This window comes from Paracoccus sp. KKT209, from assembly GCF_055635455.1.
In genome coordinates, this window is the sequence record NZ_CM145758.1 from 1452853 (window position 1) to 1476175 (window position 23323).

The following is a 23323-nucleotide window of genomic DNA, read 5'->3' on the forward strand; positions in this document are numbered from 1 at the left end:
GATCGGCCGAATCGCGTCAATCAGTTGAGCATCGTTGGATGAACAGAGGGTTAATCATCAGAGATGAAGGGGGATATAATCCACCAGATCCCCGGTGCTTTTCGCCGGATCGTTCGCGGGCCTCACCAACAGCGCGTCAGCCTGCGACATCAGCGAAAGCCGGGCCGAATCCTGGTCCGCAAAGGGATCGATCAGAGGAAGATCGGCCCCCTCAGCCAAGCTGGCGCGAAGGTAGTGCTGGCGCGGGCCTTCCGGCGGCAGATCCCGCGCAAGGCGGGCGCGGCGGAGCGGAAGCTGCGGAGGAAGCCCCTGCATCGCCCTGATGAGAGGCTGCATGAAGACGATGCCGCAAACTATTGCAGAAACAGGATTTCCGGGCAATCCCAACAGCGCGGAATTGGACAGGTGGCCGGCCATGAGAGGCTTTCCCGGGCGCATCGAGATCTTGTAGAAGGCGCGGTCAAGCCCCTGTTCCTGCGCGACCTTGCCGATCAGGTCATGATCCCCCACCGATGCTCCGCCGATCGTGACCAGAAGGTCAGCTCCCTGAGCGGCCTGGAAACCCGCAACAAGGCTCTCCTCGGTATCCTGGGCGATGGGAAGAAGGCGGACCTCGGCACCTGCCTTACGGGCCAGGGCCGCGATTGCCAAGTCATTCGAACTTACGATCTGACCCGGCTGTGGTTCGGCACCCGGAGGAACCAGTTCGTCACCACCAGGCAGGATGGCCACCACGGGCCGCCGCGCGACGGTCACCGTCGGCACATTCATCGCGGCCAGAAGGCCGATGTCAGCCGCGCTCAGCGGGCGCTTCGGCAGGACTTGGTCCCCGAGCGAGAGGTCGTTTCCGCGCTGGCGGATGTTCCGGCCGGCGGAGCGGGTCACGACGGTGATGTCATCCCCCTCCCGCAGCACGTTTTCCTGCAACTCCACATGGTCGTAGCCTTCGGGAACGGGAGCCCCGGTGAAGATGCGGAGTGCGGTCCCGGGCCGGGCTTCGCCCGCCCACGGGTGCCCCGCCGCGCTGGTCCCGATCACCCACAGCGGCCCCGGCAGATCCTGCAGCCTCAGGGCATAGCCGTCCATGGCCGATGCGTCGAAGGGAGGCTGGGTCAGGCGGGCAACGGCAGGCTCAAGCAGCGCACGCCCCTGCGCGTCGCTCAGCCGGACCGCTTCAGGCTGGGGCGCCGGAGCCAAGGCAAGGACTCGTAACAGCGCCTCTGCAACCGTGATCATGCTTCCGCCTCGTAAAGGCCCGACTTGCCGCCTTCCTTGCGGAGCAGGCGGATGTCCGTGATGCGCATGGATTTCTCTGCCGCCTTCAGCATGTCGTAGATCGTCAGGCAGGCGGTGCTGACGGCGCAGAGCGCCTCCATCTCGACCCCGGTGCGGCCCGTGGTGCGGACGGTGGCGGTCACGCGAATGCCGGGCAAGGCGGGATCGGGTTGCATGTCAAGCGCGACCTTGGCGATCGGGAGCGGGTGGCACAGCGGGATCAGGTCCGAGGTCCGCTTGGCCCCCATGATCCCGGCCAGGCGGGCCACACCCAGCACGTCGCCCTTTGCGGCACCTCCCTGCGCCAGCGCGAGGGTTTCGGCCGTCATGATCACGCAACCGGAGGCCACGGCCTCGCGGGCGGTTTCCTCCTTGGCCGAGACATCGACCATATGCGCCTGACCGGCCTTGTTAAAATGCGTCAGGGTCATGCGGCCACGTCCAGGATGGCGCGGGTTGCGGCCGCCACGTCTTGCTGGCGCATCAGGCCTTCGCCGATCAGGAAACGGCGTGCGCCGGTCTGCATCATCTGGTTCAGGTCCTGCGGCGTGAAGAGGCCGCTTTCGCAGACGATCTGCCGGTCACCAGGAATGCGGGGGGCAAGTTCGCGCGTTACGTCAAGGGTGACATCGAAGGTCTTGAGATTACGATTGTTTATGCCGACTAGCGGGGACTTCAGGCGCAGGGCGCGGTCCAGTTCGGGCGCATCATGGACCTCGATCAGCGCGTCCATGCCCCAATGCAGGGCGGCGTCCTCCAGCTCGGCCGCCAGGGCATCATCCACCGAGGCCATGATGATCAGGATGCAGTCGGCGCCCCAAGCCCGCGCTTCGGCCACTTGGTAGGTGTCGTAGAGAAAGTCCTTGCGCAGCGCAGGCAGGTCGCAGGCGTCCCGAGCGCTGGTCAGGAATGCAGGCGCGCCCTGGAAGCTGGGGCCATCGGTCAGGACCGACAGGCAGGCGGCGCCACCGGCCTGGTAGGCCCGGGCCAGCGCCGGCGGGTCGAAGTCGGGGCGGATCAGCCCCTTGGAAGGGCTGGCCTTCTTGATTTCCGCGATCAGCGCCGGACCGGCCTGCGCCGCGGCATCGAGGGCGTTGGCGAAGCCGCGGGGGGCCGAGGCGGCACGGGCCGCGGCCTCAAGCTCGGCCAAGGGACGCGCGGCCTTGGCGGCGCCGATCTCCTCCAGCTTGTAGGCCTTGATCTTGTCGAGAATATCCATGTCCCGGTTCTAACCTCGTGGCGGCGGCGTGGGAAGGGGGCGGGCGCGGGTCAGGCCGCCGTCCAGTCGATGGGCGTCATGTCCTGCCGTGCCAGCCAGTCGTTGATGCGGCTGAAGGGCCGGCTGCCGAAGAAGCCGCGCCGCGCCGACAGGGGCGAGGGATGGGCGGTGGCGATGACCAGATCCTGGGGCCGCGGCAGGTTCGCCAATGTCTTTCGCGCATGATTGCCCCAGAGAAGAAAGGCCAGCGGGCCGTGACGCTGTGCCTCGGCCACTGCCTCGCGGGCCAGCCGGTCCCAGCCCCAGGAGGCATGCGCGCCCGCCTGGCCCGCCTCGACGCTCAGCGCGCTGTTCAGCAGCAGCACACCCTGTCGCGCCCAGCCCGACAGGTCGCCGGTGGGGGGCGCGGCGCCGATATCGGCCTCAAGCTCGGCAAAGATGTTGCGAAGGGACCGTGGCAGCGGCGTCTCGGGCGTCACCGAAAAGGCCAGTCCGTTCGCATGCCCCGGCGTAGGATAAGGGTCTTGGCCCAGGATCACCACGCGTGTCCGCTGTGGCGGGGTAGACTCCAGCGCGGCAAAGACCCGGTCGGGGCCGGGCAGGAAATCCTGGTCCCGCAGCCTGCGGCGGATGCCCGGCCAGTCGTCGCGGAAAAAGGGCAGATGCGCCCAGGCTGCCGGGGGCGTCATGCCTCGGGGGCGCCCGTGACCTGCGCCAGCGCCTCCAGCCGGGCTTGGGCCGCGCCGCTGTCGATCGATTGCGCGGCCATCGCGGCGCCCTCCCGCAGGTCGCCCACCTTGTCCGCGACCAGCAGCGCGGCGGCCGCGTTCAGCAGGACGGCGTCGCGATATGCCCCGCGCTCTCCCCCCAGAAGGGCGCGAAAGGCGGCGGCGTTCTGCGCGGGCTCTCCGCCGATGATCGCCGCAAAGGGATGGCGCGGCAGGCCGGCATCCTCCGGCGCGACGCTGAATTCGGTGATCTGGCCGTCCTTCAGCGCGGCGACGTGGCTTTCGGCCGCGATGGACAGTTCGTCCGTGCCGTCGCCGCCATGCACCAGCCAGGCTGCGTCGCTGCCCAGGTCGCGCAGCACCTCGGCCATCGGCCGGATCCATTCGGAACTGAAGGCGCCCGTCAGCTGGCGCCGGACCGAGGCGGGGTTGGTCAGCGGTCCCAGCAGGTTGAAGACGGTGCGCGTGCCCAGTTCGGTGCGCGGCGGGCCGACATGGCGCATGGCGGGGTGGTGCATGGGGGCCATCATGAAGCAGATGCCTGCAACGTCCAGGGCCTGCTGGGCGACGGCTGGCCCGCCCATGACGTTGATGCCCATCTGGACCAGCGCGTCCGCCGCCCCGGATTTCGACGACAGGTTGCGGTTGCCATGCTTGGCCACCGGCACGCCTGCGCCCGCCACCACGAAGGCCGTCGCGGTCGAGATGTTCAGCGTGCCCTTGCCGTCGCCCCCGGTGCCCACGATGTCGATGGCGCCCGCAGGGGCGGTCACGCGGTTCATGCGGGCCCGCATGGCGCGGGCGGCCGCCGCGATCTCGTCCACGGTTTCGCCCCGGACGCGCAGCGCCATCAAGAGGCCGCCGATCTGGGCCGGGGTCGCCGCCCCGTCGAAGAGGGCCGAGAACGCGGCCTCGGCCTCGGCCGAGGTCAGCGGCCGGGTGGCGGCGATGCCGATCAGCGGCCGGATGTCGGTCATGCGGCAGCCTCGTGGCGGGTGCAGCGGGACAGGAAGGTGCGGATCATGTCATGGCCATGTTCCGAGGCGATGGATTCGGGATGGAACTGCACGCCCTCGATCGGCAGGTCCTCGTGGATCAGCCCCATGATCGTGCCGTCATCCGAGGTCGCGGTGACGCGCAGGCAATTTGGCAGGCTCTCCGGCTCGACCGTCAGCGAATGGTAGCGGGTGGCCTTGAGCGGCGAGGGCAGGCCCGTGAAGACGCCGGTGCCGTCATGGGAGATCGCGTCGACCTTGCCGTGCAGGATGCGGTTGGCGCGCACGATGCGCCCGCCAAAGGCCTGGCCGATCGACTGGTGGCCCAGGCAGACGCCCAGGATCGGGATGTGCCGGTCTGCCGCCGCGCGGATGAGGTCGAGGCAGATCCCCGCCTGCGCCGGATCGCAGGGACCCGGAGAGATCACAATCCCCTCGGGGTTCAGGTCCAGCGCCTCCTCGACCGTCAGCTGGTCGTTGCGGCGCACGGCGACATCGGCCCCGGCCTCGCCCAGGTAATGGACCAGGTTCCAGGTGAAGCTGTCGTAGTTGTCGATCAGAAGGATCATCGAAGGCACCTTGGGGACCAGAAGAGCGGCGGGGACGGGGGCGGTTTCCCCCGCAAAAAGCGTCCGCTATAGATGGGGCATAGGTTGGTCAGGGGTCAAGACCGGCCGGACAGGAATGCCGGTCGAAAGGCCGCGAAACGGGCGGGACAGGGAATGGCACGGGGATTTCTGACGGGCTTGGTCCATGGCGGGCTGCTGAGCGCCGCCGTGCTGGCGACGGCCTCGCTGCTGTTGCCGCCGCCGCAGGAGGCCTTGGAACCTGCCGCCGCCGTCGTGCCGGAGCCCGAACCTGTTCCGGTGGACCCCGAGCCCCGTCCCGATGCCGTCGATTTGCCCGTGGGGTCCGAATTCGGCCGCGGCGTCGACCAGGCGCCGCTCCTGCCCGAGCCTGGGGCCGCGATGGACCGTGACAGTCGCGCCCCCGCGGCCGTGCCTGCCCCGAAAACCGAGGCCGCGCCGACCGCGCGCACCCGGGACAACATCCGTCCCGAAACGGCGCTGGATGCCCGGATGCCGGCCCAAGCCCAGCCCGCAGCCCGCGAGGTCGCCCCGTCGCTGGACATGCCTGCAGAAATCTCCGCAGAACCCGCGCCGCTGTCGCGCAGCCAATCCCCCGCCGTGCCCGCGATGGCGGTCGAGGTGCCGCAGGACGACCTGCCCACCGTGACCTGGGCCGAAGACGCGCCCCCGGCGGCCGTGCCCGCGCTGCCGGCGCCCGCGCTGGACCTGTCGCTGCCCCCCGACCTGACCGACCTGCGCCGAATGGAACGGAACTGACATGACCCTTGCCCCTCTGAACCCGGCGCTTGGCGCCACATTCTCGCCGCCCGTGATGGAGGCGCGGCGATGGCTGGCCGGGGTGACCTTTCCGCCCGACCGCCCGCTGATCAACGTGAGCCAGGCGGCCCCGGTCGACCCGCCGCCCGAAGGGCTGCGCCGGGCCATCGCCGAGGCTGCCCTGACGCGGCCCGAGGCGCATCTGTATGGTCCGGTCCTGGGCAATGCCGATCTGCGCGCGGCGGTGGCACACCAGTTTTCGGGCGCCTATGGCGGACCCGTCGGCGCCGACCAGGTGGCGATCACCCAAGGCTGCAACCAGGCCTTCTGCGCCGCCATGGCCACGATCGCGGGGCAGGGCGACCAGGTGATCCTGCCGACGCCCTGGTATTTCAACCACAAGATGTGGCTGGACATGGCCGGCGTCCAGACCCTGCCGCTGCCCTGCCGCGACGCGATGCTGCCGGACCCGGAGGAGGCGCGCGCCCTGATCACCCCGCGCACCCGCGCCATCGTGCTGGTGACGCCCAACAATCCGTCGGGCGCGGAATATCCTGCCGAACTTGTCGGGCGCTTTTTCGAACTGGCGCAGGAACACGGACTGGCGCTGATCCTGGACGAGACCTATCGCGACTTCGACAGCCGCGCGGGCGCCCCCCATGACCTGCTGACGCGGCCGGACTGGGACCGGACGCTGATCCAGCTCTACAGCTTTTCCAAGGCCTATCGCCTGACCGGGCATCGCGTGGGGGCGATGGTCGCGTCGCTGGAGCGCATGGCCGAGGTCGAGAAGTTCCTGGACACGGTCGCCATCTCTCCCTCGCAACTGGGCCAGGTGGGCGCTGTCTGGGGGATGGAGAACCTGTCGCAATGGCTGGCCGGCGAACGGGCCGAGATCCTGTCGCGCCGCGCCGCGACCGAGGCCGCGATGGGCGCGCTGCCGGGATGGAGGCTGAAGAGCGTCGGCGCCTATTTCGCCTGGATCGAGCATCCCTTTGCCGAAGGCAGCGCCGCATTGGCGCGGCGCATGGTGCGCGACATCGGCGTGCTGGCGCTGCCCGGCTCGATGTTCACGCCGCCCGACGATCCTGCGGGCGACCGGCATCTGCGGCTGGCCTTTGCCAATGTGGACGCCGCCGGAATCGCGCAATTGGCACAGCGCCTTGGCCAGCTTGCCCCCTGATCCACTTGTGGCGCGGGCCGGGGCGTCCTAAAGACGGCAGCGACACGACCACGAGGAAGGCCGCGCCATGTCACAGCTGCGAACCAAGGGCAAATCGACCGTCGTCTGGATCCTGATGGGTCTGATGGTTCTGGGTCTGGGAGGGTTCGGGATCACCAGCTTCTCGGGCGGCACGACCGAGGTGGGGTCGGTGGGCGAGACGAAGATCACCGCCGACGAATATGCCCGCGCCCTGCAGGCCGAGATGCGGGCCTTTTCCCAGCAGACGGGCCAGCCTGTCACAATGGCGCAGGCGCAGCAGATCGGCCTGCCGCAGGTCGTGCAGTCGCAGCTGATCGCCGGGGCGGCGCTGGCCGAACAGGCGCGCGAGATCGGCGTGTCGGTGGGCGATGCCAAGGTCGCGGAGACGATCCTGCAGGCCGACGCCTTCCGCGGACCGAACGGGAATTTCGACCGCACCGCCTATGCCGAGATCCTGCGCCGCGAGCGGCTGACCGAGGCCGAGTTCGAGGCCAGCGTCCGCCGCGACGAGGCGCGCATGCTGCTGCAGCGTGCCGTGGCGGGCGGTGTGGCCGCGCCGTCGCCGATGGTCGACCAGACTGCCCGCTGGCTGCTGGAGACGCGCGACTTCAGCTGGCGCGAACTGGTCGAGGGCGACCTGCCGGCCGCGGTCACCGAGCCGGACGAGGCGACCCTGCGCGCCTGGCACGAGGCCAATGGCGACCGGTTTACCGCCCCCGAGACGCGGCGCATCAGCTATGCCTGGGTGACGCCCGACATGCTGTCCGGGGAGGTGCAGGTCGACGAGGCCGCGCTGCGCGCCGTCTATGACCAGAACATCGACCAGTTCCAGAAGCCCGAGCGTCGGCTGGTCAGCCGGCTGGTGTTCCCCAACCAAGCTGAGGCCGAGGCCGCCCGTGCCGCGATCGAGGCAGGCGAGCAGCCCTTTGAATACTATGTGGTCCAGCGCGGCCTGAGCCTGGATGACGTCGACCTGGGCGAAGTCACCGAAGCCCAGCTGGGCGCCGCCGGCGAGGACGCCTTTGCGCTGGAGCAGCCGGGGGTCATCGGTCCGGTCCAGACCGACTTGGGGCCCGCGCTGTTTGCGGTCAACGCGATCCTTGATCCGGTGGACATCCCTTTTGAGGAGGCCCGCGAAGATCTGCGCGGAGAGGCCGCGCTGAGCCGCGCCGCACGCCAGATCCAGGACCGCGCCGGCGATTACGAGGATCTGCTGGCCGGCGGCGCCACGCTGGAGGATCTGGCCCAGGAGACCGAGCTGGAAATGGGGCAGGTCGACTGGACCGCCGATCTGGCCGCCGAGGAAGGCAGCATCGCTGGCTATGAGGCGTTCCGCGAGCGGGCCGCCGCCATCTCTGCCACCGATTTTCCGCAGCTGTTCGAACTGGCCGACGGCGGCGTCTTCGCGCTGCGCCTGGACGAGGTCGTGCCGCCGACGCTGATCCCCTTCGAGGAGGTGCGTGACGAGGTTCTGGCCGACTGGCGCAAGGCGGAACTGCAGCGGCAGCTGCTGGAACTGGCGGCCGAGCAGCGCCTGGCGGCCGTGGCCGAAACCGCACCGGTGACGCGGGAGCAGACGCCCACGGGCGCCAATGGCGTGGTCCGCAACCCCGCGCCCGAGACCGGCGAAGCCGAGGATGAGGCCACCGATCAGCCCGAACCTGCCGGGGCCGCGGCCGAGCCGGACTGGACCACCGAGACGGGCGTCGCCCGCAGCGACTGGATGGACGGGCTGCCGCCGCAGCTGTTGACCCAGGCCTTTGCGCTGGCCGAGCCGGGCGAGGTCGAGGTCGTCGATGCGGGCGACCGGGTCTTTCTGGTGCGTCTGGACGGGATCAACGATGCCGACCTGTCGCAGGACGAGGCGTCCCAGATCATGGACGGCGTCCGGGCGCGCCTGAACCAGTCGCTGCAGGCCGATGTCTTCGACTATTACGCCCGCCACGTGCAGCGTAATGCCTCGGTCGACGTGAACCAGCAGGCGATCAACGCCATCAATGCCCAGGTCCAGTGATGCAGCTGTTTCCTGACTTTGCGGCCTTCGAGGCGGAATGGAAGACGGGTCGCAACCAGCTGGTGACGATCCGGCTGGCCGCCGACCTGGACACGCCGGTCAGCCTGATGCTGAAGCTGGCCGAGGCCGCGCCCCAGAGCTTCATGCTGGAATCGGTGACCGGCGGCGAGGTACGAGGCCGCTATTCGATCGTCGGCATGAAGCCGGACCTGGTCTGGGACTGCCGGAACGGGCGTGCCCGGATCAACCGCGAGGCGCGCTTTTCGCGGGAGTTCCAGGACGACCCCCGGCCCGCGCTGGACAGCCTGCGGGCGCTGATCGCCGAAAGCCGGATCGACAGCATGCCCGAGGGCGTGCCGCCGGTGGCGGCGGGCCTCTTCGGCTATCTGGGCTATGACATGATCCGCCTAGTCGAGCATCTGCCCGACGTGAACCCGGACCCGCTGGACCTGCCCGACGCGATGCTGATGCGCCCTTCGGTCGTGGCGGTGCTGGACGGGGTCAAGGGCGAGGTGACCCTGTGTGCGCCGGCCTGGCACGACGGCAGCGACAATGCGCGCGCCGCCTATGCCCGCGCGGCGGAACGGGTGATGGACGCGCTGCGGGCGCTGGACCGGCAGCCCTCCGAGCCGCGAGCCCTGGGCGAGGAGGCGCAGATCGGTGCGCCTGTGTCGAACTTTGCCAAGCCGGACTACCTGTCCGCGATCCGCAAGGCGCAGGACTATATCCGCGCGGGGGACATCTTTCAGGTGGTGCCGTCGCAGCGCTGGCGGATGGAGTTTCCGCTGCCGCCCTTTGCGCTTTATCGCAGCCTGCGCCGCACCAACCCGTCGCCCTTTATGTTCTTCCTGAACATGGGCGCATTCCAGATCGTGGGCGCCAGTCCCGAAATCCTGGTGCGCCTGCGCGACGGTGAGGTGACGATCCGCCCCATCGCGGGCACCCGCCCGCGCGGCGCCGACGAGGCCGAGGATCGGGCACTGGAGGCCGACCTGTTGTCGGACCAGAAGGAACTGGCCGAGCATCTGATGCTGCTGGACCTGGGGCGCAACGACGTGGGACGGGTCGCAAAGCCCGGAACGGTGCGCCCGACCGAGCAGTTCGTGATCGAACGGTACAGCCACGTCATGCATATCGTCTCGAACGTGGTCGGTGAACTGCGCGAGGGCGAGGATGCGCTGTCGGCCCTTCTGGCGGGTTTGCCGGCGGGCACCGTGTCCGGCGCGCCAAAGGTGCGCGCGATGGAGATCATCGACGAACTGGAGCCGGAAAAGCGCGGCGTCTATGGCGGTGCGGTCGGATATTTCGCGGCGAATGGCGAGATGGACATGTGCATCGCGCTGCGCACCGGCGTCGTCAAGGATGGTGCGCTTTACATCCAAGCGGGCGGGGGCGTGGTCTATGACAGCGATCCCGAGGCGGAATTCCAGGAAACCGTCAACAAGAGCCGTGCCCTGCAGCGGGCGGCAGAAGGCGCCGCGCGTTTCGTCCGCGGTAACAGCTGACAGGCTGAAGAAACGAAGAACGGCGGCCCGAGGGGCCGCCGTCTCTGTCTCGGTGGGATCGGATCAGTTGGCCGGAGCCGTTTCGGTCTCGGTCTCGACCTCGGTTTCAGCCTCGGTGCCTTCCATCGGCGGAACCTCTTCTGTCATCTCGGACGAGGCTTCGTCGGCCGGCACGGTCGTCACTTCGACATTCGACTCGGTCGAGGTGTTGGCATCGGCCGGTTCCGCGGTCTCCATGGCCGGTTCCGACGCCGGTTCGGTCGTCTCGACTTCCGTCATCGGCTCCGTGGTGGTTTCCGTCATCGGTTCGGTCGTGGTTTCCGTCATCGGCTCGGCTGCCGTGTCGGTCGCCATGGGATCGGCGGCAGGAGCGGTGCCTTCGGTGCCGGCCGGGTCGGCGACCATGTCGCCCGAGGCCGCTTCGCGGTCACGGAAGACGTATTCCGGCGCCGCGTCGGCTTCCTCGCGGGTCAGGTCCGAGCTGATCTGCTGGGCGTCCGAATTGATGACCAAGTCGGCCCAAGGCAGCGCGATCTGCTTTTCACCGATGCCGAGGAAACCGCCCACGCCGATGATGGCGGCCTTCATCTGGCCCGTTTCGCCATCCAGGATCAGGTCGCTGATCGACCCGATGTTCTCACCCTCGGGCGAGGTCACATTGGTGCCGGTGATCCAGTCCACCCGCCATTCGTTGGCGGCCTGTTCCATCTCGACCTTTTCGGCGGCCGAGGCGGCGGCAGCCGATTCGTCGGCCTCGACTTCCATCTCGGCTTCACCGGTGGTCTCGGTTTCGACCACGACCGGTTCCGTCGTCGTGGTTTCGGTCTGAGCAGGCTCCATCGCCGGATCGGTGGCGGGGGCCGTGTCCTGGGCAAAGGCTGCGCCGAAGGACATCGGCAGGGCAAGGGCGGTGGTCAAAAGAAGCTTACGCATGTCTTTCTCCTGTTTCTGACGCAGGGTTCATCTACACCCCGCGATTGACGGCATAATGCGCAGGAGAAGACATGGGTTCCGCCGCCCGGCAGTGCGGGCGGCGCGGATTCAGGTCAAGTTTCTGTCAAGACGTTGATCGGTCGATCAATCTTCGCCACGGAAAGGCTGCACATATTGCAGCGCCATGTCCCAGGGGAAGAAGATCCAGGTGTCCTGGCTGACCTCGGTCACGTAGCTGGCAACCATGGGCTTGCCCTTGGGCTTAGCGTAGACGGTGGCCAGATGCGCCTTGGGATACATCTCGCGGATCAATTCCAGCGTGCGGCCGCTGTCGACCAGGTCGTCGACCACCAGGATGCCGTCGCCGTCGCGCATCAGTTCGGCGTCGGGCCGCTTGAGAACCTCGAGCTGGCCTTGGCCCGCCTCGGTTCCCACCCCCTTGTAGGAGCGGATCGAGATCGTGTCGATGGTACGGATGTCCAGCTCCCGGGCGACGATCATGGCCGGGACCAAGCCGCCCCGGGTCACCGCGACGACGGCGCGCCATTCCTTGCCGTCCAGCCGCCAGGCGAGGGCGCGTGCATCACGGTGCAGCTGGTCCCAGCTGACATGGAAACCCTTCTCGTGGGGAAGGCGGTCGTTCACGTGGTCTCTCCTTCAGGGCCGCAGGACCAGGGACAGGCCCAGCAGCCCAATGGCCAGCCCCGCCCCCCGGTCGATCCAGAATTTTGCGCCATAGTAGCGCCGCCTCAACCAGGGCAGCGCCATCAGGCTGGCCAGTGCGGTATAGAAGAACAGCTCGACCGACAAGGCCACAGCATAAATCGAGGCCTTGTCCGCGGCACTGAGCAGGGCCGGGAAGATCGACAGCAGCACCGCCGAGTAGAAGAGGGCGGGCTTGGGGTTCGACAGGTTCAGGAGGACACCCCCCCACAGGCCCATGCCGGGCGTGTCGGTGCCGGGTTCGGGCAGGGGATCGGCGGCATGCCGCCACATCTTTATCGCGATCCAGATCAGGTAGGCCCCGCCGGCCATCTTCATCGCGGTCAGGGTCCAGGGCGCCACGCGGAACAGCGCGGTCAGTCCCAGAAGCGCAAACAGGCACCAGATCGAGGCCCCCAAGGCCAGGCCCCAGCCATAGGTCAAAGCCCGTTGCCGCCCCAAGGCGAAGGCGCCCTGGCTGACCGCGATGACGCCGGGACCCGGCGACAGGATGGCCACGGCCAGGGTCGCGACGAACAGGCCCAGCTGCTCGGCCGTGACCGACAGCACGGGATCAGTCCTTCTTGACGGTGGCGATGTCGGGGGCGTCGACGGCCTTCATGCCCACGACGTGATAGCCGGCATCGACGTGATGCGTCTCGCCGGTGACACCGGATCCCAGGTCGGACAGCAGGTAGAGCGCGGACTTGCCGACATCCTCCTGGGTCACGTTGCGGCGGAGCGGCGAGTTCAGCTCGTTCCACTTCATGATATAGCGGAAATCGCCGATCCCGCTGGCGGCCAGCGTCTTGATCGGGCCGGCGCTGATGGCGTTCACGCGGATGCCGTCCTTGCCGAAATCCTCGGCCAGGTAACGCACGCTGGCCTCCAGCGCGGCCTTAGCCACGCCCATGACATTGTAATGCGGCATGACGCGTTCGGCGCCATAATAGGTCAGGGTCAGCATCGATCCGCCCCCCGACATCATCGCGGCCGCGCGCCGCGCCACGGCCGTGAAGGAATAGACCGAGATGTCCATCGTCATCATGAAATTGTCGCGGGTGGTTTCCGCATAGCGGCCGCGCAGTTGTTCCTTGTCGGAAAAGCCGATGGCATGGACGATGAAGTCCAGCCCGTCCCATTCCGCGGCAAGCCCCGCGAACAGGTCGTCGATCGAGGCTTCGTCGGCCACGTCGCAGGGCAGGACCAGCGATGATCCCAGCTGCGCGGCCAGCGGACCGACCCGTTTTTTCAGCGCCTCGCCCTGGTAGCTGAAGGCAAGTTCGGCGCCTTCGGCGGCCAGCGCCTTGGCGATGCCCCAGGCAATGGACTTGTCATTCGCAAGCCCCATGATAAGGCCACGCTTTCCGGCCATCAGGCCGGACCTTTGCTCGCTTGACATGTCCCGTCCCTCGCGCTTTCAACCATTTAACTGGTGATTAGGGCAACTGACATGCCGCAGCAAGCACAAGGAACACGGGGATGAGCGACAGGACTGGAATCTTCGCGGGCGATGATCCCTTCGACATCGTGCGCGCCTGGCTCTCCGAGGCGGAAGGATCCGAGCCGAATGACCCCAATGCGATTGCCCTGGCGACGGTCGATGCGGAGGGCTTGCCGGATGTGCGGATGGTGCTGCTGAAGGACATCGATGGGCAGGGCAGGGACGGGTCGTTCGTCTTCTATACCAACTACGACAGCGCCAAGGGCCGCCAGATTGCCGCCAGCGGTCAGGCCGCCTTCGTCATGCACTGGAAATCGCTGCGGCGGCAGATCCGCGTCCGCGGCAGCATCACGCGTGAGGAGGGCCCCCAGGCCGATGCCTATTACGCCAGTCGCAGCCTGCAGAGCAGGCTGGGGGCCTGGGCGTCGCGGCAGTCGCAGCCGCTGGCGTCCCGTTCGGTTCTGATGGCCGAAGTTGCCAAGATGGGCCTGACCCATGGAACCAACCCGTCCCGTCCGCAGTTTTGGGGAGGTTTCAGACTGCATCCCGTGCAGATCGAATTCTGGGCTGACGGTGCGTTTCGGTTGCATGATCGGTTCAACTGGTCGAAAGACGCATCCGGAGCCTGGCAGGCGGATCGTCTGTCACCCTAAGCTTGACTGAAGGTCAAGCGGGCCTCACAGTGAAAGACTCAGGACGGTGCTTTGGCACCAACTGAACAGTATTGTTCTTTGTAATGGGCGCCAGTAATGTCCTTACATTATTCAAGGCGCGCGGACGTGGTATCAAGATGAGCGATGACGGCAGCTTGACGCTGGTGACCGGGGTGGTGAAATGGTTTGACCCGACAAAGGGTTACGGTTTCATCGTCAACGATGCTGGCGGAACGGATATTCTGCTTCACGCGAACGTGTTGCGGAACTTTGGCCGAAGTTCGGTGGCCGACCAGTCACGCGTTTCCGTGCTGGTCCAGGAGACCCGGCGAGGGATCCAAGCCGCCGAGGTCGTGTCGATCGTCCCGCCCCAGACCGACGGCCAGCCCCCCATCGCGGATCTGGACATCGAGATCATCGAGCATCTCGATTCGCTGCCCCTGCGGCCGGCGCGCGTCAAGTGGTTCGACAAGGGCAAGGGCTTTGGCTTTGCCAACATCTTCGGGCATCCTGCCGATGTGTTTATACATATCGAGGTTCTGCGCCATTCCGGTTTTGCTGACCTTGCGATCGGCGAGGCAATCTGCGTGCGCGTCGTCGAAGGTCCCCGTGGGTTGATGGCGGCCCAGATCCTGGCCTGGGCCAGCGCCATTCCCGTCACGGATGACGCCTCCGGCTCGGATTGTTCCGCCACCAGCGCAGATGGCGACTATGTGAAACATGTGGCGGAATAGAATTGCTGCGGCGGCCTTCTGCGGCCTTGCCTTCGGGGGCTTTGCCCCGGCGGCATTTTCACGAACTGTGGCCCCGGCCGATTGCAGCGAGCAGCGCGTCCTGATCGATACGCCGGCAGGTGTCGTCGATGTCTCGGTCGAGCTTGCGGATACGCCCGAACGCCGCGCGATCGGCCTGATGTACCGCCAGGACCTGCCCAAGGGTCAGGGCATGCTGTTCATCTACGAGGCGCCGCAGCCGGTCAGCTTCTGGATGCGCAACACGCTGATCCCCCTGGATATGATCTTCCTGGACGATGCGGGCGTCATCCGCCATATCCACCGCAACGCCCGCCCGCTGGATGAGACCTCCATCCCCGGAGCGGCGGTGGGTGACCCTGACCCCAACCGGCTGATGGTCCTAGAGATTGCCGGTGGAGAGGCCGAACGCCTCGGGCTCCGAACCGGGCAGGTGTTGGCTCATCCCGCCTTGGATGCCGGGCAGGCCGCCTGGCCGTGCCGCTAGGGCTTTTCACTGTCGCGGCAATGGTCTAAAGCCAAGGATGTCGGGGCGTAGCGCAGTCTGGTAGCGCGGCGGTTTTGGGAACCGTAGGTCGTAGGTTCGAATCCTATCGCCCCGACCACGTGCAGCGGCAGGCTGGCCTGCTTTGGGCCCAACCTGCCGGCATTGTTTTCCGTTCAGTTCGCGAAGGCGTTGATCAGGTTGATCACCGCCAGCACCCGCCGCGTTTCGCGGTCGACGCGATAGGCGCGGTCGCCGTCACGGTAATAGTCCCAACCCGGCTGCCGGTCCAACCCATAGCGCAACGGGTCGCTGATGATGGCGTAAGGGCCCGGGTCGAACCGGTCGCCGCGGCGCAAGGCCTCCCGATGCCTAGCCTGCCCCGGCGGCACGCAGCGCGGCGATTTCTTGGCAAGTCCCGGCGGGCAATGCCCGGCATTGGCACGCGCCCGGTCGTCGTGGCGGCCATGCTTGGGTTCGGCCATGGCGGCGGTCGAGAGGGTGGTGGCGAGGATCGTCAGTCCGACGGTGATCCGACGGTGATATGGGTGCGAAAGGCCATGTCCAGCTCCTGTCATGTTGCTGCCGCTTGAACGCCGCAACCGGGACAGGTGCAACATCAACTCACTTCACGAAAGGCGGCGCGCAGAAAGCCGCGCATGACGCGGGTCAGGATATGAAAAGGGGCCCGAGGGGCCCCTGTATTCGCTTGAAGGCGCGGTCCGTCAGGCCGCCTTCTGCGCATCCAGATCAGAGATGACCGGGCGCGGGGTCTCCTGGCGGGTGAAGTAGCCGAACATCTGCTCCAGTGCGGCATCGGCTTCCAAGCTGCGCTTGCGGGCCGCCAGGCTGAGGGGTTTGGTATGTGCATTCGTCATTGCGGATCTCCGGGTTCGGGTCGTTTCCCTCCCACGGGCAGGACCTAAGCGCGCGGGGTCCGAAAGAAAACCGCCCTGACGTGGCGTCAGGGCGGCTGCAAGGCTGGCATGCACCAAGGACAGGTCACGCGGCGTCGATCTGCAGCATGCGGTGCTTTTTCTTGCCGATCGAGACCTTGATCCCCTGTTCCAGCGCCGCACGGTCGACCGGCATCTGCGGATCGGTCACGGCGGCATTGTCCAGGCGCAGCCCGCCTTCGGCGATCAGGCGCTTGGCCTCCTTGCCGCTGCCGACCAGGCCCGATTGCACCAGCGCCTGCGCGACGGTCAGGCCTTCGGCCAGCGCCGCCACGGGCAGCAGGGCGACCTCCAGATCGCCGCCCGCGCCGCCCTGTTCGAAGACCTGGCGGGCGGTGGCCTCGGCACTGGCGGCGGCCTCGGCTCCGTGCAGCAGGGTCGTGACCTCGTTGGCCAGGCGGACCTTGGCCTCGTTGATCTCGGCCCCCTGCAGCGCGCCCATGCGGTCGCATTCCTCGACCGGAAGCTCTGTATAGAGCTTCAGGAAACGACCCACATCGGCATCGGTCGTGTTGCGCCAGAACTGCCAGAATTCATAGGGCGACAGCATCTCGCCGTTCAGCCAGACGGCACCGCCCGCGGACTTGCCCATCTTGCGGCCGTCGCTGGTGGTCAGCAGGGGCGAGGTCAGGCCCCAGATCACCCGGTCGTCCACGCGCCGCGTCAGGTCGATGCCGTTGACGATATTGCCCCACTGGTCCGACCCGCCCATCTGCAGCTGGCAGCCATAGCGGCGGTTCAGCTCCAGGAAGTCATAGGCCTGCAGGATCATGTAGTTGAATTCGAGGAAGGACAGCGACTGTTCGCGATCCAGCCGGGACTTGACCGATTCGAAGGACAGCATCCGGTTCACGCTGAAATGCCGCCCGATGTCACGCAGGAAGGTCAGGTAGTTCAGCCCGTCCAGCCATTCCGCGTTGTTCAGCATCGTCGCGCCGTCCGGGCCGTAATCCAGATAGCGCGCGAACACCTTTTGCATGCCGTCGATATTGGCCTGGATGGCCACATCGTCCAAGAGCGGGCGTTCGTCGCTGCGGAAGGAGGGATCGCCCACCTTGGTCGTGCCGCCGCCCATCAGGGTGATCGGGCGGTTGCCGGTCTTCTGGAACCAGCGCAGCATCATGATGTTCAGCAGGTGGCCCACATGCAGGCTGGCCGCCGTCGCGTCATAGCCGATATAGGCCGTGACAGGTCCCGCCAGCAGCGCCTGGTCCAGCCCCTCGTAATCCGTGCAGTCGGCCAGATAGCCGCGTTCGGACATGATGCGCAGGAAGTCGGATTTGGGCTGGTAGGTCATGGGCTTCATCCTTGTGATCGGGCGGGATATACAGGCTGGGGCGATAAAGGAAAAGCGCGATGATCCGGGCTCTGGGGATGATGTCGGGCACCTCGCTGGACGGGGTGGACGCGGCGCTGGTCGACACCGACGGCATCCGCATCGGCGGCTTTGGCCGGCATGCCTTCCGCGCTTATTCGGACAACGAGGCAGCGGTCCTGCATGCGGCCTTGGGCTCTTGGCCCGAGGCCGAAGGGGTCCCCGAGGCCGCCCGGCTGGTCGAGGCAAGCCACGCCGATCTGGCCCGCAGCTTTCCCGAGGCCGAGTTGATCGCCTTTCACGGGCAGACCTTGGCCCATGATCCGCGGGGGCGCGGCACCCACCAGGCCGGCGACGGCGCGTCGCTGGCGCGGGCGACCGGGCGCCGCGTCGTGTGGGATTTCCGGACCGAGGATGTGCGGCAGGGGGGCGAGGGCGCGCCGCTGGTACCGTTCTTTCACTGGGCCTGCGCCGATTGGGCCGTGGGGCAGGGGCACCTGCCGCGCGATCCGGTCGCCTTTCTGAACCTGGGGGGCGTGGGCAATATCAGTTGGGTCGATCCCGGCGCCGCCGCACCCGAAGCGCCCGGCGCCTGCATGGCCTTCGACACCGGACCGGCCAATGCACCGATCAACGACCTGATGCGCGCGCGCCTGCGCGCAAGCTGCGACGAAGGCGGCCGCCATGCCCAGGCCGGCACCGCGGATGCGGCGATCGTGGCCGCATTCCTGGAACATCCTTATTTCGCCCGGCCGGCCCCCAAGTCGCTGGACCGCGACCAGTTCAGGGGCCTGGCCGAGGCCGTGGCCGGACTGTCCGTGGCGGATGCGGCGGCGACGCTGGTTGCGGCGCTGGCGGCCTCTGTCGCGGCGGGGCTGGAATGGTTGCCGTCGCCCCCGTTGCAGCTGCTGATCTGCGGGGGCGGGCGTCACAACCGCGCGATCATGGCGGCGCTGTCGCAGACCCTGCCCATGCCTGTCGCACCAGTCGAGGCGGTGGGTCTGGACGGCGACATGCTGGAGGCGCAGGCCTTTGCCTGGCTGGGCGTGCGGGTGATGCGGGGGCTGCCGATCTCGGGTCCCGCAACCACCGGAGTGCCGGCGCCCTGCTGCGGTGGACGCATCAGCTACCCCCGAACGTGACGGCGAGCCAAGCAAGTTTCTTCGCGCCGTGATGGAACGCAGGGCAGCGGGGCACGTTAGGTGGTCGGAGATGGCAAAACGCTGTCAAAACATAAACCTACGCGGAGATTTCACATGAAGAACCTGATGATCACGGCTGCGGCACTTGCCCTGACGACCAGCCCCGTTTTCGCCCAGGTCGCCACCGCGCCCGCGACTGACGCAATGCCCGCAGAAGTAGTTCCCGCCGAGAACGCCGAGACGATGAACACCACTGATGGCACCGTGGTCACCGACGGCGCGATGGGCGCGGACGGCACCGTCGTGACGACCGACGAGGCCGTCGTGACCGAGGGCACCATCGTCACCGGTAACCAGACCGTCGTGACCGACGGGACGGCGACCACTGCCACGATGCCGGCCGAGATGAACGAGGACCGCGAGGTCGCGCTGTCGGCCGAGAACCAAGGCATCACCGCTTCCTGGCTGGAAGGCCGTGCGATCTATACCACCAATCAGCCCTCCTCGACCGCTTGGACCGACGTGATGGGGGACGAAGTGCCCGGCGACTGGAACGAGATCGCCAACATCTCGGACCTGGTGATGACGCAGGAAGGCGACCTGCTGGGCTATATCGCGGACATTGGCGGCTTCCTGGGCATCGGCGCCCACACTGTCCTGCTGGACCGCGACGCGCTGCACGTGGCCCAATTCGGCGACGACGTCGTGATGGCGACCAACTATTCCAAGGAAGAGTTGGAAGCGCTGCCGGAATTCGACATGGACAGCGTTCGCGACTGATCGCGACCGGCTTGTGACTGAGAAACGGGGTGCCCTTGCGGCGCCCCGTTTTTTCATGCGTCGAAAGGCCGTTCCGGAACCGGCCCGCCGGTACAAGGTTGGATGAGAGGCGCCCGAGGGCGACGTTCAATCCATCAAGGAGGATCTGATGGCCAGACAATTGTTGGGAACTGCTGCGACGCTGGCACTGCTGAGCGGGCCTGCCTGGGCTCAGACGACCGAGACCGCGGCCCCGCAGGGTGACGGCATGACCATCCAGCAATGCGCCCCGGTCATTACCGTCACGCAGACCCCGCCGACGGTCACCGTGACGCTGGCCGATGATCCCGGGCAGGAGCCCGAGGTGACCGTGACCCAGGCCCCGCCGGAAGTGTCGGTCGAGATGTGCCCGCCGATATTGGCCGACGGGGATGGCGCCGAGATGCAGGCCCAGCTGATCGATGCGGAACCCCAAGTCTCGGTCCAGGCGGCCGAGACCGCCGAACTGCAGGTCACGCGCATGGGTGGTGGCGCGGCGCAGATGCAGCAGGAGACGGTCGCTGATGCGCCCGCGGCCGAACGCCAGCCCGCGGTGCCCTCGGTCGAGCCGCTTCCCGATCGCGCGGAGACGCCGGAGGGCAACCCCGCCACCGAGCCCGGCCCGATCGAGGCAGGAGCGGAGGCTGAAGCCGTGGAAACCCCGCAGGAGAATGAGCCCGAGATTTCGCAGGTGACCCTGTCGCCCGACGTCACGCAGGACACGGATAACGGCCCCGAGGCGTCGATTGCCGAAGAGGTCCAGCCCGTCGGCAATGCGGCGACCCCTTCGGATCTGACCGCGCCATCGGGCGATACGGCGGCTCCGGCCGAGATGCCGGCGGATGATGAGGCGCCTGCCGCCGAGATGGGGTCCGATGAGGCCGCTGTCGATGCGGCCGCAGGCGATGCGCCGCCCAGCACCGGCGAGGTGTCGGCCCCGGCGAACGCCATCGCACTGCGCGAAGGCAACGCGGTCGTTGATGCCGATGAGGTCATGGCCGAAGGCATGGACGGGGTTTCGGTCTTCAGCGCCGATGACGAGGAAATCGGGCAGATCGGACGTTTTGACACCGAGGCCCAAGCCGCCATTGTCAGCGTCGGTGGTTTCCTGGGGCTGGGAGAGCGGGACGTCGCGCTGCCGCTGTCGGATTTGTCCTTCCAGCGCGACGGAGAGGGCATCATGCGGGCCTATATCGCGATCCCCAGCGAAGAGGTCGAAGAACTGCCCGAACACCAGGCGCCGGAGTGATCCTGTCCACGGACAAAATCGCGACCGATCAGGAAGTTGACTGATTTCTCCCAAAAACTTTGCGCGCGCCCTTGACGGGGGCGCGTGCTCTGCGTAAACCCCGCTTCACCCCAGCGGCGATCAGCTGGGGGATGAGTTGGGCGGTTGTAGCTCAGTTGGTTAGAGTACCGGCCTGTCACGCCGGGGGTCGCGGGTTCGAGCCCCGTCAACCGCGCCACAACTCATCAGTCGCCGAAGGAAATGCGCGGTTGTAGCTCAGTTGGTTAGAGTACCGGCCTGTCACGCCGGGGGTCGCGGGTTCGAGCCCCGTCAACCGCGCCATTTCCTCCCTTTCCCCCTCCACCTTGGAATGTCCTGGTCGGCCGACGGTCGCTGAGAGGGGCGCGGACGATGGCAGTCGTTCGCAGTTTTGGACGCAGGGGAATGACGATGACCGACATGGCACAGGCTCGGCAACTGATCGACACGCTTGGCAAGGCCGCGCGCCTGGCTGTGATCGAACTGGCGCAGGCACCCGCCGAGGTCAAGCGCCAGGCCCTGCTGGCGGCCGCCGACGCGGTCGAGGCAGAGACCGCGGCCATCCTGCACGCCAATGCCCTTGATCTGGAGGCCGCGCGCGACAAGGGTCTGACCGACGCGATGCTGGACCGCCTGCGCCTGGACGAAGGGCGGCTTGCCGCCATCGCCAAGGGCCTGCGCGAGGTGGCTGACCAGCCCGACCCCGTGGGTCAGGTCATCGCGGAATGGGATCGTCCCACCGGCCTGCACATCCAGCGCGTGCGCACGCCCATCGGCGTGATCGGCGTCATCTATGAAAGCCGCCCCAATGTCACCGCCGATGCCGGCGCACTCGCGCTCAAATCCGGCAATGCGGTGATCCTGCGCGGCGGGTCGGAAAGCCTGCATTCCAGCGCCGCCATCCATGGCTGCATGGTCCAGGGCCTGCGTGTCGCCGGCCTGCCGCAGGAGGCGATCCAGATGGTGCCCACCCGCGACCGCGCGGCTGTCAGCGCCATGCTGACGGCGCAGGGGCTGATCGACGTCATCATTCCGCGGGGCGGCAAGGGCCTGGTCGGGCTGGTTCAGGAGCAGGCGCGTGTGCCTGTCTTTGCCCATCTGGAGGGCATCTGCCACGTCTATGCAGATGGAGCCGCCGATCTGGACAAGGCGCGCCGGGTGGTGCTGAATGCCAAGACCCGCCGCACCGGCGTCTGCGGGGCCGCCGAATGCCTGCTGATCGACCGTGCCTTTCATGCCCGCCATGGGGATGTGCTGATCCGCGACCTGATCGAGGCGGGGGTCGAGGTCCGGGCCGAGGGGGAACTGTCCCGCATCGCCGGCACCGTTCCCGCGCAGCCCGATGATTTCGGCCGCGAGTTTTTGGACATGATCATCGCCGCCCGGCTGGTTGACGGGGTGGATGGCGCCATTGCCCATATCCGCCAGTTCGGCAGCCAGCACACCGAATCGATCCTGACTGAGGATGATGCGACCGCCGCCCGGTTCTTTGCCGGGCTGGACAGCGCCATCCTGATGCGCAACGCCTCGACCCAGTTCGCCGATGGCGGCGAGTTTGGCATGGGCGCCGAGATCGGCATCGCCACGGGCAAGATGCATGCTCGCGGACCTGTGGGGGCCGAGCAGCTGACCACCTTCAAGTACCTGGTGACCGGCGACGGCACGATCAGGGCCTGATCAGAAGGCGATCTCGCCACCGGTCTGGTCGAATTCGTGGCGCAGCCGGCGCCCGCTCGCCGTGGCGGTCTCGGCCAGCAGCGGGAAATGCACCTCGGACGGGGCAGGGGTGCGCGCCGTCCCGCCGTCCAGCCAGGCCCACAGGTCGGGGTCGACACGGCTGCGGTCGCATTCCGCAACCAGGCGCCAGCCGGGCGTCGTGCGCAGCACGATGACCCGGCCGCCCCAGGGCATCGCGCTTTCCATGCACATCAGCGCCAGCATCACCATGCGCACCTCGGGGCGGGCAAAGTCGCCCTCGGCATCCAGGGTGATCGCCAGGCGACCCTGCGCGGCCATCCCCTCCACCAGGCGCGCCAGCTCGGGCCGGGCGACCCGCTGATCGCCCTGCGCCAGGCCAAAGGCCATGCGATAGCCCTGGATGCGCTGCCGGGCCGAGACGACGGCTTCGGCGATCAGGCGCATCTCGGGGGTCTGCGACAGGCCCGGATAATCGGGCGACATCTCCAGCAGCTCCACCCCGTTGCCGATCGCCCCCAAGGGCGAAACCAGGTCGTGACACAGCCGCGACCCCAGCAGCGCCGCCAGGTCCCCGGGCGCGATGCGCGTTGTATGAGCCGTCATGTGTTGTTACCTTCCCTGATGTCCATTGGAGGTGCCGCCGTGAATGAAATCCTGGAACCCGGCATGATCGTGCGTCATCCCGGCGCGCCCGAATGGGGCGAAGGGCAGGTCCAGTCGCGGATCGGCGACCGCATCACCGTCAACTTTGCCGAGGCCGGCAAGCAGGTGATCGACGGCAAGCGCGTCACGCTGGAGATCGTTCGCTTCAACGGCATGTAACCCCAAGAGATTTCCGCTGCGAATGTGCAACCTCGGGTTGTTGCGCGCAAGGGAAACCTGACATCCGGACC

Annotated in this window: 26 protein-coding genes and 3 tRNA genes; 15 read left to right on the forward strand and 14 right to left on the reverse strand. The window is 67.4% G+C overall.

Translation table 11 applies throughout. The features are described from left to right. Positions 1–57: 57 nt before the first annotated feature. The 6 genes from ACZ2G3_RS07175 to ACZ2G3_RS07200 are packed head-to-tail and all read right to left on the reverse strand — an operon-like array spanning position 58 to position 4786. Positions 58–1236 carry a molybdopterin molybdotransferase MoeA gene (locus tag ACZ2G3_RS07175; RefSeq protein ID WP_470398680.1) on the reverse strand — a complete coding sequence of 393 codons (1179 nt, stop codon included), beginning with the start codon at positions 1234–1236 and terminating at the stop codon, positions 58–60. After that, positions 1233–1706, reverse strand: a complete 474-nt coding sequence (gene moaC / locus ACZ2G3_RS07180) for a cyclic pyranopterin monophosphate synthase MoaC (protein ID WP_470398682.1) — start codon at positions 1704–1706, stop codon at positions 1233–1235. Before moaC ends, ACZ2G3_RS07175 begins: the two co-directional genes overlap by 4 nt. Then, positions 1703–2494, reverse strand: coding sequence for an indole-3-glycerol phosphate synthase TrpC (gene trpC, locus ACZ2G3_RS07185; RefSeq protein WP_470398684.1), 792 nt, complete (start codon positions 2492–2494; stop codon positions 1703–1705). The genes moaC and trpC overlap by 4 nt, the downstream gene beginning before the upstream one ends. 50 nt (positions 2495–2544) lie before the next feature. Further along, positions 2545–3183 carry a uracil-DNA glycosylase gene (locus ACZ2G3_RS07190; RefSeq protein ID WP_470398687.1) on the reverse strand — a complete coding sequence of 213 codons (639 nt, stop codon included), beginning with the start codon at positions 3181–3183 and terminating at the stop codon, positions 2545–2547. Beyond that, positions 3180–4199, reverse strand: coding sequence for an anthranilate phosphoribosyltransferase (gene trpD / locus ACZ2G3_RS07195; protein ID WP_470398689.1), 1020 nt, complete (start codon positions 4197–4199; stop codon positions 3180–3182). Before trpD ends, ACZ2G3_RS07190 begins: the two co-directional genes overlap by 4 nt. After that, the gene (locus ACZ2G3_RS07200; RefSeq protein ID WP_470398691.1) at positions 4196–4786 is read right to left on the reverse strand and encodes an anthranilate synthase component II; all 591 of its coding nucleotides are present in this window, start codon (positions 4784–4786) and stop codon (positions 4196–4198) included. The genes trpD and ACZ2G3_RS07200 overlap by 4 nt, the downstream gene beginning before the upstream one ends. A gap of 153 nt (positions 4787–4939) precedes the next feature. Between ACZ2G3_RS07200 and ACZ2G3_RS07205 the strand changes: the two genes are divergently transcribed. The 4 genes from ACZ2G3_RS07205 to trpE all read left to right on the forward strand — a co-directional run bounded on the left by ACZ2G3_RS07205 (position 4940) and on the right by trpE (position 10286). Continuing rightward, a complete protein-coding gene (locus tag ACZ2G3_RS07205) occupies positions 4940–5563 on the forward strand; it encodes a hypothetical protein (protein ID WP_470398692.1) in 624 nt (207 codons plus the stop codon). A 1-nt stretch (position 5564) separates the two neighbouring features. Beyond that, entirely contained in the window at positions 5565–6746 is a 1182-nt protein-coding gene (locus ACZ2G3_RS07210) for an aminotransferase (protein WP_470398694.1), read from the forward strand. 67 nt (positions 6747–6813) lie between these two features. Continuing rightward, the gene (locus tag ACZ2G3_RS07215) at positions 6814–8781 is read left to right on the forward strand and encodes a peptidylprolyl isomerase (protein WP_470398696.1); all 1968 of its coding nucleotides are present in this window, start codon (positions 6814–6816) and stop codon (positions 8779–8781) included. Continuing rightward, entirely contained in the window at positions 8781–10286 is a 1506-nt protein-coding gene (gene trpE, locus ACZ2G3_RS07220; protein ID WP_470398697.1) for an anthranilate synthase component I, read from the forward strand. The genes ACZ2G3_RS07215 and trpE overlap by 1 nt, the downstream gene beginning before the upstream one ends. A gap of 63 nt (positions 10287–10349) precedes the next feature. Here trpE and ACZ2G3_RS07225 read toward each other — a convergent pair whose 3' ends face one another. From ACZ2G3_RS07225 to fabI, 4 genes are all read right to left on the reverse strand, one after another. Further along, positions 10350–11219 carry a PRC-barrel domain-containing protein gene (locus tag ACZ2G3_RS07225; protein ID WP_470398699.1) on the reverse strand — a complete coding sequence of 290 codons (870 nt, stop codon included), beginning with the start codon at positions 11217–11219 and terminating at the stop codon, positions 10350–10352. A gap of 144 nt (positions 11220–11363) precedes the next feature. Then, a complete protein-coding gene (gpt, locus tag ACZ2G3_RS07230) occupies positions 11364–11864 on the reverse strand; it encodes a xanthine phosphoribosyltransferase (RefSeq protein WP_419267632.1) in 501 nt (166 codons plus the stop codon). A gap of 12 nt (positions 11865–11876) precedes the next feature. Further along, entirely contained in the window at positions 11877–12491 is a 615-nt protein-coding gene (locus tag ACZ2G3_RS07235; protein WP_419267633.1) for a LysE family translocator, read from the reverse strand. A 4-nt stretch (positions 12492–12495) separates the two neighbouring features. Next, entirely contained in the window at positions 12496–13296 is an 801-nt protein-coding gene (gene fabI, locus ACZ2G3_RS07240) for an enoyl-ACP reductase FabI (RefSeq protein ID WP_470398702.1), read from the reverse strand. 107 nt (positions 13297–13403) lie between these two features. On the opposite strand from fabI, the gene pdxH reads away from it, so the two are divergent. The 4 genes from pdxH (at position 13404) to ACZ2G3_RS07260 (ending at position 15375) form a co-directional block, all read left to right on the forward strand. Continuing rightward, positions 13404–14018, forward strand: coding sequence for a pyridoxamine 5'-phosphate oxidase (gene pdxH / locus ACZ2G3_RS07245; RefSeq protein ID WP_470398703.1), 615 nt, complete (start codon positions 13404–13406; stop codon positions 14016–14018). Positions 14019–14155: 137 nt separating this feature from the next. Next, positions 14156–14752 carry a cold-shock protein gene (locus ACZ2G3_RS07250; protein WP_419267792.1) on the forward strand — a complete coding sequence of 199 codons (597 nt, stop codon included), beginning with the start codon at positions 14156–14158 and terminating at the stop codon, positions 14750–14752. After that, positions 14739–15257, forward strand: a complete 519-nt coding sequence (locus tag ACZ2G3_RS07255) for a DUF192 domain-containing protein (protein WP_470398705.1) — start codon at positions 14739–14741, stop codon at positions 15255–15257. The genes ACZ2G3_RS07250 and ACZ2G3_RS07255 overlap by 14 nt, the downstream gene beginning before the upstream one ends. A gap of 41 nt (positions 15258–15298) precedes the next feature. Beyond that, positions 15299–15375 (forward strand) — tRNA-Pro (locus ACZ2G3_RS07260). 55 nt (positions 15376–15430) lie between these two features. Here ACZ2G3_RS07260 and ACZ2G3_RS07265 read toward each other — a convergent pair. The 3 genes from ACZ2G3_RS07265 to tyrS all read right to left on the reverse strand — a co-directional run bounded on the left by ACZ2G3_RS07265 (position 15431) and on the right by tyrS (position 17507). After that, entirely contained in the window at positions 15431–15832 is a 402-nt protein-coding gene (locus ACZ2G3_RS07265) for an excinuclease ABC subunit A (RefSeq protein WP_470398707.1), read from the reverse strand. Between the two features lie 147 nt (positions 15833–15979). Beyond that, positions 15980–16132: a hypothetical protein gene (locus ACZ2G3_RS07270; RefSeq protein WP_419267642.1), complete on the reverse strand. Its 153-nt coding sequence runs from the start codon at positions 16130–16132 to the stop codon at positions 15980–15982. Between the two features lie 124 nt (positions 16133–16256). Next, positions 16257–17507, reverse strand: coding sequence for a tyrosine--tRNA ligase (gene tyrS / locus ACZ2G3_RS07275; RefSeq protein WP_470398709.1), 1251 nt, complete (start codon positions 17505–17507; stop codon positions 16257–16259). A 59-nt stretch (positions 17508–17566) separates the two neighbouring features. On the opposite strand from tyrS, the gene ACZ2G3_RS07280 reads away from it, so the two are divergent. From ACZ2G3_RS07280 to ACZ2G3_RS07305, 6 genes are all read left to right on the forward strand, one after another. Next, positions 17567–18667, forward strand: coding sequence for an anhydro-N-acetylmuramic acid kinase (locus tag ACZ2G3_RS07280; protein ID WP_470398711.1), 1101 nt, complete (start codon positions 17567–17569; stop codon positions 18665–18667). A 114-nt stretch (positions 18668–18781) separates the two neighbouring features. Beyond that, complete coding sequence (locus ACZ2G3_RS07285; RefSeq protein WP_470398713.1) at positions 18782–19447, forward strand: hypothetical protein; 666 nt, start codon at positions 18782–18784, stop codon at positions 19445–19447. Between the two features lie 148 nt (positions 19448–19595). Beyond that, positions 19596–20714 carry a hypothetical protein gene (locus tag ACZ2G3_RS07290; protein WP_470398715.1) on the forward strand — a complete coding sequence of 373 codons (1119 nt, stop codon included), beginning with the start codon at positions 19596–19598 and terminating at the stop codon, positions 20712–20714. A gap of 140 nt (positions 20715–20854) precedes the next feature. Then, a tRNA-Asp gene (locus ACZ2G3_RS07295) sits at positions 20855–20931 on the forward strand. A 27-nt stretch (positions 20932–20958) separates the two neighbouring features. Continuing rightward, positions 20959–21035 (forward strand) — tRNA-Asp (locus ACZ2G3_RS07300). A gap of 108 nt (positions 21036–21143) precedes the next feature. Next, complete coding sequence (locus ACZ2G3_RS07305) at positions 21144–22409, forward strand: glutamate-5-semialdehyde dehydrogenase (protein ID WP_470398717.1); 1266 nt, start codon at positions 21144–21146, stop codon at positions 22407–22409. Here ACZ2G3_RS07305 and ACZ2G3_RS07310 read toward each other — a convergent pair whose 3' ends face one another. Next, a complete protein-coding gene (locus tag ACZ2G3_RS07310) occupies positions 22410–23033 on the reverse strand; it encodes a histidine phosphotransferase family protein (protein ID WP_470398719.1) in 624 nt (207 codons plus the stop codon). It lies immediately after the preceding gene. A 39-nt stretch (positions 23034–23072) separates the two neighbouring features. Between ACZ2G3_RS07310 and ACZ2G3_RS07315 the strand changes: the two genes are divergently transcribed. Further along, positions 23073–23252 (forward strand): DUF3553 domain-containing protein, encoded by a 180-nt coding sequence (locus ACZ2G3_RS07315; protein ID WP_111298135.1) that lies wholly within the window; start codon positions 23073–23075, stop codon positions 23250–23252. The last annotated feature ends 71 nt before the right edge of the window (positions 23253–23323 follow it).

What these genes read in the sequence shown, in the direction of transcription:
- ACZ2G3_RS07175 (WP_470398680.1), bottom strand. Translation starts at nt 1,236, where the DNA reads ATGATCACGGTTGCAGAGGCGCTGTTACGAGTCCTTGCCTTGGCTCCG.
- moaC (WP_470398682.1), bottom strand. Translation starts at nt 1,706, where the DNA reads ATGACCCTGACGCATTTTAACAAGGCCGGTCAGGCGCATATGGTCGAT.
- trpC (WP_470398684.1), bottom strand. Translation starts at nt 2,494, where the DNA reads ATGGATATTCTCGACAAGATCAAGGCCTACAAGCTGGAGGAGATCGGC.
- ACZ2G3_RS07190 (WP_470398687.1), bottom strand. Translation starts at nt 3,183, where the DNA reads ATGACGCCCCCGGCAGCCTGGGCGCATCTGCCCTTTTTCCGCGACGAC.
- trpD (WP_470398689.1), bottom strand. Translation starts at nt 4,199, where the DNA reads ATGACCGACATCCGGCCGCTGATCGGCATCGCCGCCACCCGGCCGCTG.
- ACZ2G3_RS07200 (WP_470398691.1), bottom strand. Translation starts at nt 4,786, where the DNA reads ATGATCCTTCTGATCGACAACTACGACAGCTTCACCTGGAACCTGGTC.
- ACZ2G3_RS07205 (WP_470398692.1), top strand. Translation starts at nt 4,940, where the DNA reads ATGGCACGGGGATTTCTGACGGGCTTGGTCCATGGCGGGCTGCTGAGC.
- ACZ2G3_RS07210 (WP_470398694.1), top strand. Translation starts at nt 5,565, where the DNA reads ATGACCCTTGCCCCTCTGAACCCGGCGCTTGGCGCCACATTCTCGCCG.
- ACZ2G3_RS07215 (WP_470398696.1), top strand. Translation starts at nt 6,814, where the DNA reads ATGTCACAGCTGCGAACCAAGGGCAAATCGACCGTCGTCTGGATCCTG.
- trpE (WP_470398697.1), top strand. Translation starts at nt 8,781, where the DNA reads ATGCAGCTGTTTCCTGACTTTGCGGCCTTCGAGGCGGAATGGAAGACG.
- ACZ2G3_RS07225 (WP_470398699.1), bottom strand. Translation starts at nt 11,219, where the DNA reads ATGCGTAAGCTTCTTTTGACCACCGCCCTTGCCCTGCCGATGTCCTTC.
- fabI (WP_470398702.1), bottom strand. Translation starts at nt 13,296, where the DNA reads ATGGCCGGAAAGCGTGGCCTTATCATGGGGCTTGCGAATGACAAGTCC.
- pdxH (WP_470398703.1), top strand. Translation starts at nt 13,404, where the DNA reads ATGAGCGACAGGACTGGAATCTTCGCGGGCGATGATCCCTTCGACATC.
- ACZ2G3_RS07250 (WP_419267792.1), top strand. Translation starts at nt 14,156, where the DNA reads ATGAGCGATGACGGCAGCTTGACGCTGGTGACCGGGGTGGTGAAATGG.
- ACZ2G3_RS07255 (WP_470398705.1), top strand. Translation starts at nt 14,739, where the DNA reads ATGTGGCGGAATAGAATTGCTGCGGCGGCCTTCTGCGGCCTTGCCTTC.
- ACZ2G3_RS07265 (WP_470398707.1), bottom strand. Translation starts at nt 15,832, where the DNA reads ATGACAGGAGCTGGACATGGCCTTTCGCACCCATATCACCGTCGGATC.
- ACZ2G3_RS07270 (WP_419267642.1), bottom strand. Translation starts at nt 16,132, where the DNA reads ATGACGAATGCACATACCAAACCCCTCAGCCTGGCGGCCCGCAAGCGC.
- tyrS (WP_470398709.1), bottom strand. Translation starts at nt 17,507, where the DNA reads ATGACCTACCAGCCCAAATCCGACTTCCTGCGCATCATGTCCGAACGC.
- ACZ2G3_RS07280 (WP_470398711.1), top strand. Translation starts at nt 17,567, where the DNA reads ATGATCCGGGCTCTGGGGATGATGTCGGGCACCTCGCTGGACGGGGTG.
- ACZ2G3_RS07285 (WP_470398713.1), top strand. Translation starts at nt 18,782, where the DNA reads ATGAAGAACCTGATGATCACGGCTGCGGCACTTGCCCTGACGACCAGC.
- ACZ2G3_RS07290 (WP_470398715.1), top strand. Translation starts at nt 19,596, where the DNA reads ATGGCCAGACAATTGTTGGGAACTGCTGCGACGCTGGCACTGCTGAGC.
- ACZ2G3_RS07305 (WP_470398717.1), top strand. Translation starts at nt 21,144, where the DNA reads ATGACCGACATGGCACAGGCTCGGCAACTGATCGACACGCTTGGCAAG.
- ACZ2G3_RS07310 (WP_470398719.1), bottom strand. Translation starts at nt 23,033, where the DNA reads ATGACGGCTCATACAACGCGCATCGCGCCCGGGGACCTGGCGGCGCTG.